The sequence below is a fragment of the Cohnella rhizosphaerae genome (assembly GCF_029525575.1).
Classification (GTDB): domain Bacteria; phylum Bacillota; class Bacilli; order Paenibacillales; family Paenibacillaceae; genus Cohnella; species Cohnella rhizosphaerae.
This window is the reverse complement of the sequence record NZ_JAPDIA010000003.1, coordinates 898,641-911,654: the sequence shown is the minus strand read 5'-3', so window position 1 is coordinate 911,654 and position 13,014 is coordinate 898,641. Positions and strand designations below refer to the sequence as shown.

Below are 13,014 nucleotides of genomic sequence, written 5' to 3'. Positions count from 1 at the left end.
GATGACTAGCGGCTATCGCCCGATTTGAGAACGCCCGTGTCGTTGATGGGGGCGGCAAGCGTCTTTTCAGCCGCGATATTTCCTTTTTGATCCAACGCCCGGACGATATAAGGCGTTGCCGCGAACTCGGGCAGCAAGACGAACCAAAGCCTTCTGCCCGGTTCAAATTCAACGATTTTCGATGCGTATTTACCCGGCTGCTCGCCCCCGGTCATCATGATGACGCCAGCGACGGAAGCGTCGGTCACCTCCCCCGACAGCCAGCGGATAAGGACCGGACACGCCCGGATATTTGCCGGGCATGGTCATATAACTCAGCAGCCTTCGAACGCCGTTCTCCCCCCGGCTCGCCATAGCCGATCCCGTAACCTCCGCCCATTCCCCATTTCCAGCCCAGCCAAGTGCGCCGCACGAACTCAACCTGCAGCTCCGTACCGCTCTGCTGCATATCCCGCTTGATGAACAGCAACACCCCGCCGTCCACGGCTTCGCGGTGAACGACACGCATCGTATGGAAGCGCCTGAACTTTTCCACCGCCTCCTCCGGCGTCCGCCCGATCGGAATGTGCAGCGCCCCGGCGCGCAGCCCCATCGCCTTCGCCTGCCGCCGATCCGCGAATCCGCCCGGCGCTTCGTCGGCATAACCAAGTCCTGCCGCCAACAGCGCCACTGCGAGCACAGCCAGAACCGCGATGGTCCACCTGCGCTTCAAATGTTTTGCGGCGAATTCGCGTTCGTCTGCGCCAGCCAGGGCCAGAATGGTGGCCAACCTGCGATCGCCGGGTCTCCTTTGCTCGTTTAAAGGCCTCTCTTTTAGCTGCGCGAACAGCGCGTCCCGCTTCAAGTGCTCATCCGTGATCCGGCTATCCATCGAGCTCCTCCCCTTTCATCCGTTCGGCCAGCATCGCCCTGCCCCTGAACAGTCTGGACTTCACCGTTCCTTCCGCGACGCCGAGCAGCTCCGCGATCTCACCGTACGACCACTCATAGTGAGCGTATAAAACGATGGGCTCGCGATATTTGCTTGGCAAATTCCACACCCCGGCCCATACTTCGTTCACCAATTCCTTCCGCCAATATTCACATTCCGCCGATGCGGTCCCGCGCGCGTTCGGAATCAATCCGACGAGCGTCACTCTCCGCCAAAAGGCCGACTTTCGATAATTAAACGCCGTATTGCGCGCGATGCGAAACAGCCAGTTTTTAAACGGCCCGTCTCCCCGATAACCATCGATCGCCCGCATTGCCCGCACGAACGTATCCTGCGCAACGTCCTCCGCCAGATGCTCCCGCCTTGTCAGAAACAACGCGTACTGCCAGACGTCGTGCCAATGCTTGGCGATCAAATCGGCCATCTCGTCCGCAGCCAGTCCAACGCAATATTTGAGGTCGTGATCCTCAAGGTCCGCCAACCGCCTCGCCCCCCACCTTAAAGACAACGCAGCCCCCGCGTTTGTTCCGCTTATTTTGCATTTGAACGATATCCCCTTCGGTCAGGAAATAGACCGCGATTCGCGTATTTGAACGATATCCCCTTCAGTCAGGAAATAGACCGCGATCCGCGTATTTGAACGATATCCCCTTCGGTCAGGAAATAGACCGCGATCCGCGCATTTGAACGATATCCCCTTCAGTCAGGAACGCCAACCGATGACGTCGCATGCCCCATTGCCATGCGCCAGCCCTTGCCGCATCCCCTCCCCATCTGGCAGAAGCCAAACGGAAAGGATACTATTCGTTCAAGCCATGCCGAGACTGCGAACTTCCTGTGCGAAGGGGATACCGTTCAAACCATGCCGAGACTACTATCTTCCTGCGTGAAGGGGATACTGTTCTAACCATGCCGAGACTGCGAACTTCCTGCGTGAAAGGGATACTGTTCTAACCATGCCGAGACTGCGAACTTCCTGTGCGAAGGGGATACTGTTCTAACCATGCCGAGACTACTTACTTCCTGCGTGAAGGGGATACTCGTAGCAGCGTTAGAAAAGCCGCCTGCGGCCTTGTTTGCGCAATGGCGTGCAGTGTATAGACTGAGAAGACCTTATTTTTGTTCCGATCGCGCTTTGCGGCCTGCTCGCGGACCCAGGAACCTCTATTGAGGTTTGGAGACCTTTTTTTAGCCTGAATCTGGGTGAATAACGACCCTCCAGTCCGAAATAATCGCAATTGCACTGTTTTTATACGAAATAGCGTCATCTGAGTCAGGCCTAAGAGAGGCGCTGTATAGCGTTACTTGTCAGGACTTCGGCGCATTCCGGGCCAAGAGGCGCTGTACAACGTTACTTGTCGGGACTTCGGCGCATTCCGGGCCAAGAGGCGCTGTACAACGTTACTTGTCGGGACTTCGGCGCATTCCGGGCCAAGAGGCGCTGCACAGCGTTACTTGTCGGGACTTCGGCGCATTCCGGGCCGAAGAGGCGCTGTATAGCGTTACTTGTCGGGACTTCGGCGCATTCCGGGCCAAGTGGCGCTGTACAACGTTACTTTATCGGGACTGTGGCGTTTTCCGGGCCGAAGAGGCGCTGCACAGCGTTACTTGTCGATTTTATACTCTTCTATTATATCAAGCAAAAGCCATCCGCCCTTCCGGCGCAAACCGGGACAGCGGATGGCTGTATGTGAAGTGTGATCTCAAAGTGCGATCTCACACGGTTTGTAATGGCTCCGAAGCGGGCTCGCCCGCTTCCGCTCCGGCTTCGTCGGCCTGCCGAATCTCCACCGACAACCCGCCGTCGTTCGCGGCGACGGTCATGATCGAGCCTTCTGGCGCCGAGCCTGCGATCAGCGCCCGTGCTACCCGCGTCTCGAGATGGCGCTGGATGAACCGCTTCAGCGGACGCGCGCCGTACACGGGATCGAAGCCTTCCTTCGCGATGAACCGGACGGCTTCGTCCGACAGCCGCAGGGCGATGCCGCGCTCGGACAGGCGGTCCGCGAGACTGCGCGCCAACTTGCGCACAATCGATTCGATCTCGACGCGCGACAGCGGCTTGAACAGGACGATATCGTCCACGCGGTTCAGGAACTCCGGCCGGAAGTGTCCGGACAGCTCCTTCATGACGCGGTCGCGCGCGGCCGGCGCGATGTCGCCGCTATCGTCCACGCCCTGCAGCAGGTGCGGGGAGCCGATGTTCGACGTCATGATGACAATCGTGTTTTTAAAATCGACGACGCGTCCCTGCGAGTCGGTCAGGCGGCCGTCATCGAGCAACTGCAGCAAGACGTTGAATACGTCCGGATGCGCCTTCTCGACTTCGTCGAGCAGCACGACGGTGTACGGTTGCCTGCGAACGGCCTCTGTGAGCTGCCCGCCCTCCTCGTAGCCCACGTACCCGGGAGGCGCTCCGACGAGACGCGACACGCTGTGCTTTTCCATATACTCCGACATGTCGATCCGGATCATGCCGTCCTCGCGGTCGAACAGCGTCGCCGCGAGCGCCTTGGCCAGCTCCGTCTTGCCGACGCCCGTCGGCCCCAGGAACAGGAACGAGCCGATCGGGCGGTTCGGGTCCTGGATTCCCGCGCGAGCCCGCAGTACGGCGTCGGCCACAAGACCGACGGCCTCCTCTTGGCCGACGACGCGCTCGTGCAGCGTCTCCTCCAGGCGCAAGAGCTTGTCGCGCTCGCCTTCGACCAGCCGCTTGACCGGGATCCCCGTCCAACGCGAGACGATGTCGGCGATCTCTTCCTCGGTTACCGACTCCCGCAGCAAGCGCGTCTCGCCTTCCTGCTCGGCCGCCTCCTCCGCCGCCTTAAGCTGGCGCTCCAGATCGGGGATGATGCCGTAGCTCAGCTCCGCCGAGCGGTTCAGGTCGTATTCCTCCTGCGAGTCGGCCAAGTCCTTGCGCGCCTGCTCAAGCCGCTTTTGCAGCTCGCGCACGCCCTGGATTGCGGCTTTTTCTTTTTCCCAGCGCGCCATCATGCCCAGATGCTTTTCCTTCAGATCCGCCAGCTCCCGCTGGAGCGACTCCAGCCGGCGCTTGCTCGCGTCGTCGGACTCCTTCTTGAGCGCGGCTTCTTCGATCTCCATCTGCATCATGCGGCGCATGACCTCGTCCATCTCGCCGGGCATCGAGTCGATCTCCGTGCGGATCATCGCGCAGGCCTCGTCGACAAGGTCGATCGCTTTGTCCGGCAGGAAGCGGTCCGCAATATAACGGTTGGACAGGGTACCGGCAGCCACGAGGGCGCTGTCGTGGATTTTAACGCCATGATGAAGCTCGAAGCGTTCCTTCAAGCCGCGCAAAATGGAAATCGTATCCTCGACGTTCGGCTCGCTGACGAGTACCTGCTGGAATCTACGCTCGAGGGCAGGGTCCTTCTCGATATACGACCGGTATTCGTCGAGCGTCGTCGCGCCGATACAGTGAAGCTCGCCCCGCGCGAGCATCGGCTTCAGCATGTTGCCCGCATCCATCGCGCCTTCGGTCTTGCCCGCGCCGACGATCGTATGCAGCTCGTCGATGAACAGGATGATCCGGCCGTCGCTTTCCTTCACTTCTTTCAGCACGGCTTGAAGCCGCTCCTCGAACTCTCCGCGGTACTTCGCGCCCGCGACGAGCGCGCTCATGTCCAGCGAAAATACCGTCTTGTCCTTCAGCCCCTCCGGCACGTCCTTGCGGACGATCCGCTGGGCCAAGCCTTCGACGATCGCCGTCTTGCCGACGCCGGGTTCGCCGATAAGCACCGGGTTGTTTTTTGTCTTGCGAGAAAGAATGCGGATGACCCGCCGAATCTCGCTGTCCCGGCCGATGACCGGGTCGACCTTGCCCGCCCGCACTTCGGCGACGAGATCGCGCCCGTACTTTTCCAACACCTCGTAAGTCGCTTCCGGCTCCCGGCTCGTCACGCGCTGATGGCCGCGAATCTCCTTGAGGACGGCGAGCAGCCGGTCCCGCGTCAGGCCGAACGCATCGAAAAGCTCAAGCACGTCGCGATTGCCGTCCCTTGGCGCGGAGGCCATCGCGAGCGCAGCATGCTCAACCGCCACGTATTCGTCGGTCATCGCCGCGGCTTCGCGCTCCGCCTGCTCCAGTACGGCCACGAGCGCCGGCGATGCATAGCGCTTGACCGAATCCGAACCGCCGACGCGCGGGCGCTTCATTAATCGCGCCATCGTCTGCCGATCCATCTCGGCCGGCTGAATGTCGGCCCGCTGCAGCAATCTCGGCAGCAGTCCTTCCTGCTGCTTCAGCAGCGCGGCGAGCAGATGAAGCGAATCGATCTCGGGATGCCCGCTCGCGCCGGCCAGCGACTGCGCGCCTGCGACGGCTTCCTGCAGTTTTTGCGTATATTTGTTGAAATCCATATGCGTCTCTCCTCGGTTAAAATGGTGTCCCGCTTGCGGGGGATTCATGCCGGTTCAGCGTGCGCGGCAAAAAGCATCAGCTTCTTGAGCGCGGCTTGATGCCTGCCATGAATCCGCTGCGTTCCGCGAGCTGTCTGTACAGCTCGCGCTCCGCCTCGCTCGGGCGGGGCGGTACGGCAAGCGCGACGTCGAACAGAATGTCGCCATAGCCGCCGTCCTTGCGGCGCAGGCCCTTCGCCGGAATGCGCAGCTGCTTGCCCGCGGGAAAGTCCGGCGGAATCCGCAGCTTGACCTGGCCGCCGTCCGGCAGCCGGACGATCGCTTCGCCGCCGAGCACGACCTGCCACGGCGCGGCCTCCACCGTCGCGCGCAAATCTCCGTCTTCGCCGAGCGCATAAGATGCATTCGGCTCGACGGACAGCTCGATCAGCAGCTCGTCGCCTTCCTGCAGGCCGTTCGCGCCGTCTCCCTTGAGCCGGATGACGGTGCCGTCGGCCATCCGTTCGGGTACGCGCAGCGCGATGTCTTTGGTTCCGACCCTCACGTTGACCTTGGCGCCCTGCCAAGCCTGCTCCAGGCTGACGTTCAGCTTGGCATGCTGCGTTCGCGCGCTCGCGCCGAACGGATCGAACCCTGAAGCGCCCCACGCATTTTCGGCGCCGAACCCGCTTGCACCGCCGCCGTAAGCGCCGTAACCGCGGGTCCCGCCGGCCGTGTCGCTGTAACCGCCGAAGCCTTCTCCGCCGCCGAAGCCGCCCATGCCTCCGATTCCGCCTTTGCCGAAGAGCATCTCGTACAGCTCCTCCTCGGACAGGCCGGCAGCGCCTTGCGCGCCGCCGCTCCAGCTCCATGCGCCGCCGTCCTGCGCGCCGCCGGGTCCGCCGCTGCCGCCTGTCCGTCCCGCATACTCGCGCCGCATCGAAGCATAGCGCTGTTCTTCTTCGTACGCCTGTCTTTTATCGTCATGGCTGAGAATATCGTAAGCCTCCGCGATCTCCTTGAACTTCGACTCGGCCTCGGGGGCTTTGTTCACGTCGGGATGCCACTTCTTGGCCAGCTTCTGATAAGCCTTTTTGATCTCCTGCTTCGTCGCGTCCTTGCCGACGCCGAGCGTTTCGTACGGATTGCCGATCGTCATGGCGCATCTCCTCCCCCCGGGCGATATGTCTGACCTTTTTTTGACCTTAATGCCATTATAGACCCGCTAAACGAATATGCCAAAGCCGGTTTGAGGCGGTTTAAGCCGATTATTGGCTTTAAATCTTCGCTTATCTAACTCAGATGACCTATATTGACTAATACTGATCTTTATTGCCATTCAAGCGATTGCCTCGTCCGATCAAACGCCGTGGCAGTCAGGCGGTCCGCGCTTTCGTCGGCGTCATAGGCGTCATAGGCCTCATAGGCATCATAGGCGTCATAGGCGTCATAGGCATCATAGGCGTCATCGCCAAAATCCCCTCCGCCTGCGCGAAGGGGATAACATTAAAACATGGAATAGGCCGCCTCCCGTGTCACACTCCGTCGTTCCGTTCCGCTCTCGCCCGAACGTCTAGCTTCGCGAACAAATCCCTGAAAATCGCGTCGCGATCGACATACGTGACATACCGGATCGAATGCCGCCCGTCCGCCTCGAGCCAGCGGCAGTCATCGGACACGAGCGGGCTTGGCGCCAGCTCGCTCGGGCACCAATCCGGCCGGACCAGCCAGGCGATCGCGGATAAATCCCAAATCACCCGCGAGCGCCCGGCATGATCGTCCATGCAACCGAGATACGTTTCGTACAGGTACTGTCCCAGCGGCCCTTTATCCTTGACGTGGTCGCGCAGCTCGGACAATGTCGTCGTCAGATGCGACACGACGCCCATGCAGGGCAACAGGACCAGCGGCACGCCCGAGTCCAGCACGACGCGCGTCGCATGCAGATCCTGCTCGAGGTTGAATTCTCGCGTATCCTGCCAGTGAAAGGCGTGCCCGCCGAGCCAGACGAGCACGATCCGGTCCGCTAAGGCAGGCTCTAGCAGCAGCGCCGACGCGACGTTCGTGATCGCGCCGATCGCGACGACGTACAGCGGATCATCCTCCCCGCGCGCCAGCGCCCGGCGAATCAGATCGCGCGCGGCTTCGCTCTCGACCGGCGCGTCGGGACCCGGCATATAAGCCGCCGAGCCCCGGTATACGGGCAGCGTCTCCATCCCGGCGAGCGACCGGATTTTCAATATTTCCCGGTAGCTCTTCTCCATGCCGTCCGCCGGACCTTCGGACATATTGTTGTGGAACGGAGCGGCATGCACGGCCTCAAGTTCCAACGATTCCGGCGAACACAGCGCGTAGATCATGGCAAACTGGTCGTCGATCTCATTGTACGTATCGGTATCCAGCACGATGGACACTTTTCTTCCGGGATGCGCCAGCCGCCTGACGCGACGGTCCTCCGGCATTTCGACGAACGACGCTGACATTAGTTCCGTCATCCTCTCTTATTGTTTTTGGCTGATTATCGACAGCTTGCATGTTAAGATTATGATTAAATTATAGATAAATTGCCGGTTCGATCGTATCCTGTTTCGGTCGAACTCTATCATGATCCGGCTAGCATTCGAGAGGAGTTTCGTTCATGCAGGCACGGCTACACTTTCTTTTCCCCGTCGCGCACGAGCCCGGAGACGATGTGACGATGCACCGTCACGGCTGCCATGAGTTGGTCTACTATTTGAAGGGAAACGGAAAGACGCGCATCGGCGACCGCGATTACGAATATCGCGAGGACGATTACGCGTTAATCCGGCCAGGGACGTATCACGACGAACGGCATGCCGCGCCTACCGAGGTGCTGTGCCTGGGCTTTGCGCCGCTGCGGGAATCCGCGCTTCCCGAGGGCGTTTTTTCCGACCGCAAGCCAAAAGACGGCGAGGACGCGCACGAGCACATCCTGCCGCTGCTGCTCGGTATGGCCAAGGAGATGAGAAATAAAGACGAGGATTACGCCGATATGCTCGACCTGCTGGCTTCCCAGCTGGTTCTGACGCTTCACCGGCGGCGATTGAACGGCGGTTCGCCCACGCATGCGGAAGATAAGTTCAGGTATGCGATTAACTATATAAACGAAAACTTCCATCAGCGGATCGACTTCGGCTCGCTCGCCGCCATGGCCGGTTACAGCCTCGATCGCTACCGCCATTTGTTCAAGGCGCAAATCGGCGCGTCGCCCGGCCGCTACGTGCTCGGCAGGCGAATCGCGCATGCCCGGACGCTCCTTCGGGAGACGAACCGCAGCATCGCCGAGATCGCCGCGGACTGCGGCTTTGCCAGCGATTCGCAGTTTTGCAGCCTGTTCAGGCGCGAGACGGGCGGCAGCCCAGGGGCCTACCGCAAGGCCAACGCGTGACGATTCGCCCCCCTTAAATACATTTAAACCGCAGCAGTCCGTCTCTTTATGCATTCGCGCTTAGCGGACGGACCTAGGGAACGTTATTCTTGTTCCTATCGCGATTTGCGTCCCGCTCGTGGACCGAGATGATGCTATTGCTGGATTGCCGGCGTTTTTTAGCCTTGATCCGGGCCAATAACGTCCCTCCAGTCCGAAACGATCGCAATCGGGACCGTTTTTTACGAAATAACGGCCCGTGAGTCCGGTGCGTGAACCCGACTTGCATTCAACTGTGCCAGCGGTCCGACGCGCCAACCCGCTTACCTTCCCGCCGACCATCGCCGTACGGTGAGCAAGCGAACGTTCTGACAAGTACATCAAAAGAGCGCAGGGGCAAGGCCCCTGCGCTCCCGCGCATGACGCAATTAACTTTTACGCCACACGTCCGCGTAGTCTGCGTTGCGTTTGAACTGTACGAGCGCGTACGAACAGAGGGGCACGATCTTCTTGCCCTCCTCGCGGGCAGCCTCGACGACGCTGTTCAGCAGCCGCCGGGCGATATCGCCGCCTCGATAGTCCGGCGACACATACGTATGATTCAACACCCAGGTATTCTCCCCGTCGGGCATGAACGTGATCTCCCCGATCTGCTCGCCGTTCTCGCGCACGACGAAGGCGTTGCCTTCTTTATGAATGACGCCGACCTCGTCTCTTCTTTTCCAGCCTTTGAACGTGCTTTTTGCCTCGGACACCGTATCCTTCACGCTGCCGATCGTATCTTGAACGTCGGACTTGATGCTGTCGATATGCCCTTTCATGCTGTTCATTTCTTTTTTTGATGCCTTCGATCGGACTGCTCATGGCGATCGCCTCCTCTAATCAGCCGCTATGGCATATACTACTATATACCCGCTTCGCCCCCCGGTTATTCAGCGCCGGTTCGAAGCGACCGCGGTCAGGCATAGACAGGCGGCCGTCCGCGCGTTCCATCATTGTGCGATCGAGTCAATTGAATTATAATATGAGCAAATATTCATATGTTAAAGGAACCCTAGACGCGGAAGGACGGACAGCGATGGATAAACGAACCGAACGATTGACGGCCGTACAGAGCGGCGATGCCGCGCAAGATCCGCGTTCTGACGGCGCACACGGACAGTCGGAGAGCTTGACGGGGAACGCTCACGAACATTCCCATGGACGCTCGCCCGGCCATGGCGGACATGCGCACAGCCATGGCGCACACGCACACGGTCATGACCACCACGGCCATCAACATGGGATCGGCGATCACCACCATCACGGACGCGAGGGCGACCGCCGCGGACTGACGATCGCGCTCGCGATCACCGCGTGCATCATGCTGCTGGAGTTCGTCGGCGGGCTGCTCACCGACAGCCTCGCGCTGCTGTCGGACTCGGGCCATATGCTGAGCGACACGAGCGCGCTGGCGCTGAGTCTGGCAGCGCTCTGGTTCGCCGCGCGCCCGGCCTCGGCGAAGCGGACCTACGGCTTCCACCGCTTCGAGATCCTCGCCGCGCTGTTCAACGGCGTCGCGCTGTTCGTCATCGCGGGCTTCATCGTCTACGAAGCCGTCGGCAGGATGGCGTCTCCGCCGGAAGTGTCCGGCGGCCCGATGATGGCGATCGCCGCGGTCGGCCTGATCGCCAATCTGGCCAGCGCATGGGCGCTCACGCGCCAGGGCGACGTAGCGAACAACGTCAACATGCGCAGCGCGTACCTGCACGTACTGGGCGATGCGCTCGGCTCCGTCGGCGCCATCGCGGCAGGCATTCTCATGATGGCCTTCGGCTGGTACATCGCCGATCCGATTATCTCAATCCTCGTCTCCGTCCTCATCCTGCGGAGCGCATGGCTCGTCATTTCGCAGACGGTCCACGTGCTCATGGAGGGCACGCCGGCCGGCATCGACCACGAGGAAGTGAAGTCCGCGCTGCTCACGCTCGATGGCGTCCGCGACGTGCATGATCTGCATATCTGGACGATCACTTCCGGCCTCGATTCCTTCAGCTGCCACATTCGCGTCGAGGAAGGGGTCCAGTGCCAGGACGTGCTGCAGCGCGCGATCTCATTGATCGAGGAGCGCTTCGGCATCACGCATACGACTATCCAGGTCGAGAGCGGCGCCATCCGGCATAGAGAGATTCAGGTGTAGGGTGCAAAAAAACTGCCTTCCCGTCGCCGCAATGCGAACGTAGCGGGCATCTGCGCTCCCTCTATCCTGATATGCGACATCACCCAGCCCCGTGCTGCCGGTGCGATCGGAGAACCTCGTCCATCCCGTGCCGACCGCGGAAGTCCCTTTGCGACCGATTCCACTCCATTGTAGGCGCCTCCACGGTGCCGAACGATTCAAAAAAATAACGATATCCTATCTAAAAATTAATCCAATGACGCGCCCGTCGCCTGAACGCGCAACGAATCGCGCCAACTTCTCCAACGTCGCCCGCCGGCTTGGTGCGGACGATATGTGGCGATCGCGTCCTATCATTCTCGCCGTCTATCCGATAGCTGTTCAAACGCAATTATTTCGCTCGATCGCCCTGTCATTGGGCAAATAAGTGTTGAAACGCAGTTAAATTTTCACTTTCGCACGCTTTGGCTCGTTTTGGCTCGTTTCTCAACAAAATAATTGCGGTTGAACACTTATTTCCTCCGCAGCCCGGATCAGCGCGCCGATTAATTGCTTTTCAACACTTATCGCCCTCAGCTCGCAGCCTTCAGCTCCCGGCTTAGCCGTGTCGAACGCAAGCGCCATTCCGCGTATTTGCAAAAAAAAGAAGCCAACGTCGACGCGACGCGGCTTCCTTTTATTTGCGCTTGTTCAAGAAGGCGTTCTCCCTGCGCCTGCGCTCCTGCAACAGACGCTCCTGCTCGTAGACGTGCGCAACCTCGCTCTTGATCTTCATCGAGCAGTTCTGGCACAGCTTGCCCTTGCGGATCGGCGCCTCGCACAGATCGCATGCGTCGGTCAGATTCGGATAATCGTACACCTTCAGCTTCCCCTTGCGGATCCACGACCGAATCAGCTCGGGACGCTCGTCCACCCGCTCCGCGAGTTCCTCCGTGGTCAGCTTGCGGTTCGCGCGAAGCTCCTTTTCCATTCGGTTCATCAGCGCGTCCTCGGCGGCGGTGCAGACGGCGCAGAGCTGCCTGAGATTGATCTGATAGATTCTGCCGCATCCGGGGCAGTGGCCCACGCGCAATTCGGAAGTCATAAGCGATCCCGCCTGTCTGGCTGTCATTTGCGTCTATCATAACACAGCGGCGGCGAACTCTACTAGATTGCCGATACGGGATACTGCTCGTCCGCGCGCGCCGCGGCCGCCTCCGGCGCCGTGCCCGACAGCATGTCCATCAGCGCCTTGGCATTCGGCGTCGCGTCGCCGGCCGAATTGTTGTTGAACACGACGTACACGGTGTCCGTCTCCTGGTCCAGCGCCAGCAGCCGGTCCCGCCACTCGGCCAGCTCCGCGGCGTCGTAATGGTACAAATAGCGAAGCTTGCGCCAATCCGGACGCCCGCTCGCATGCCAGCCCCCCTTCATTGCGTCCGTGCAGGCGCACGTAGGTCATGTCGCTCGTCGTGGCGACCGGCACGATCGGTATCGAGCCCTCTCCCGCCTGCGGCTCGTCGACGATCGTATGGATCCAGCCTTCTTTTCTCATAAAGGCGATCGTCTTGTCCTTGAATGCCGGAGCGTACCAGCTCCGGTTGCGCAGTTCCAGCGCGCAGGGCACGTCGGCCATATACGCCCGCGTGCGCCGCAGCAGATCGACGTTCTCCCGGGTGCAGTCGAACCAAGGCGGGTACTGGAACAGCGCCGCCGCCAGCTTGCCGGCCTCCCGCATCGGCGCGATCGCCTCGTGAAATGCCTTGTACATCGTCTCCTCGTCGTCGAAATAATTTTTTTTTGCCGCGCAGATGGCCCGTCATCCCTTGATACGCCTTCACGACGAACTTGAAGCCGTCCGGCGTGTCCGCCGTCCACTTGGACGTGTTCTTCACCGACGGCACCGCATAGAACGAGCTGTCGATCTCCACGACGTCGAAGTGCTTGCCGTATTCGCGGAGCCGCTCGCCGGCCTTCAGCTTGCCGTATAGCTCCTCGTGATCGCCGAAGCCCGTCAGACCGATTCGGATCATCGCCCCCGCCTCCCTTGCCCCAAATTTATCCTTATGTGTATTTTACACGCCGGAGCGTCGAATGAACGAACGATTTTGGCCTTCGCTATGCGCCGCCGCAAACAGACCGCCCCGCCCTGCATCCAAGCGATGCCGGCGAGCCGGTCTAAAAATATATTTAAATATA

The 13,014-nt window shown here is 60.4% G+C and carries 10 protein-coding genes and 1 pseudogene; 2 read left to right on the top strand and 9 right to left on the bottom strand.

What is annotated here, in order from left to right; genetic code table 11:
- Positions 1 to 5: 5 nt before the first annotated feature.
- The 6 genes from OMP40_RS09795 to OMP40_RS09770 form a co-directional block, all read right to left on the bottom strand.
- Positions 6 to 248: a hypothetical protein gene (locus OMP40_RS09795; RefSeq protein WP_277530988.1), complete on the bottom strand. Its 243-nt coding sequence runs from the start codon at positions 246 to 248 to the stop codon at positions 6 to 8.
- The gene (locus OMP40_RS09790) at positions 245 to 871 is read right to left on the bottom strand and encodes a hypothetical protein (RefSeq protein WP_277530986.1); all 627 of its coding nucleotides are present in this window, start codon (positions 869 to 871) and stop codon (positions 245 to 247) included. Before OMP40_RS09790 ends, OMP40_RS09795 begins: the two co-directional genes overlap by 4 nt.
- A complete protein-coding gene (locus OMP40_RS09785) occupies positions 864 to 1,412 on the bottom strand; it encodes an RNA polymerase sigma factor (protein WP_277530984.1) in 549 nt (182 codons plus the stop codon). The genes OMP40_RS09790 and OMP40_RS09785 overlap by 8 nt, the downstream gene beginning before the upstream one ends.
- Positions 1,413 to 2,647: 1,235 nt before the next feature.
- Positions 2,648 to 5,311, bottom strand: a complete 2,664-nt coding sequence (clpB, locus tag OMP40_RS09780) for an ATP-dependent chaperone ClpB (protein ID WP_277530982.1) — start codon at positions 5,309 to 5,311, stop codon at positions 2,648 to 2,650.
- A 76-nt stretch (positions 5,312 to 5,387) separates the two neighbouring features.
- Positions 5,388 to 6,449 (bottom strand): DnaJ domain-containing protein, encoded by a 1,062-nt coding sequence (locus tag OMP40_RS09775; RefSeq protein WP_277530980.1) that lies wholly within the window; start codon positions 6,447 to 6,449, stop codon positions 5,388 to 5,390.
- Between the two features lie 376 nt (positions 6,450 to 6,825).
- On the bottom strand, positions 6,826 to 7,773 hold the full coding sequence (locus OMP40_RS09770) for a nucleoside hydrolase (RefSeq protein ID WP_277530978.1): 948 nt from the start codon (positions 7,771 to 7,773) through the stop codon (positions 6,826 to 6,828).
- A gap of 155 nt (positions 7,774 to 7,928) precedes the next feature.
- Between OMP40_RS09770 and OMP40_RS09765 the strand changes: the two genes are divergently transcribed.
- On the top strand, positions 7,929 to 8,699 hold the full coding sequence (locus OMP40_RS09765) for an AraC family transcriptional regulator (protein ID WP_277530977.1): 771 nt from the start codon (positions 7,929 to 7,931) through the stop codon (positions 8,697 to 8,699).
- Between the two features lie 407 nt (positions 8,700 to 9,106).
- On the opposite strand, the gene OMP40_RS09760 is transcribed toward OMP40_RS09765, so the two are convergent.
- Positions 9,107 to 9,508 (bottom strand): GNAT family N-acetyltransferase, encoded by a 402-nt coding sequence (locus tag OMP40_RS09760; RefSeq protein WP_277530975.1) that lies wholly within the window; start codon positions 9,506 to 9,508, stop codon positions 9,107 to 9,109.
- Between the two features lie 248 nt (positions 9,509 to 9,756).
- Between OMP40_RS09760 and OMP40_RS09755 the strand changes: the two genes are divergently transcribed.
- Positions 9,757 to 10,857 (top strand): cation diffusion facilitator family transporter, encoded by a 1,101-nt coding sequence (locus tag OMP40_RS09755; protein ID WP_277530972.1) that lies wholly within the window; start codon positions 9,757 to 9,759, stop codon positions 10,855 to 10,857.
- Between the two features lie 655 nt (positions 10,858 to 11,512).
- On the opposite strand, the gene OMP40_RS09750 is transcribed toward OMP40_RS09755, so the two are convergent.
- Positions 11,513 to 11,920 carry a hypothetical protein gene (locus OMP40_RS09750; RefSeq protein WP_277530971.1) on the bottom strand — a complete coding sequence of 136 codons (408 nt, stop codon included), beginning with the start codon at positions 11,918 to 11,920 and terminating at the stop codon, positions 11,513 to 11,515.
- Positions 11,921 to 11,982: 62 nt separating this feature from the next.
- Positions 11,983 to 12,848, bottom strand: a pseudogene (locus tag OMP40_RS09745) (DUF72 domain-containing protein).
- Between the last annotated feature and the right edge of the window lie 166 nt (positions 12,849 to 13,014).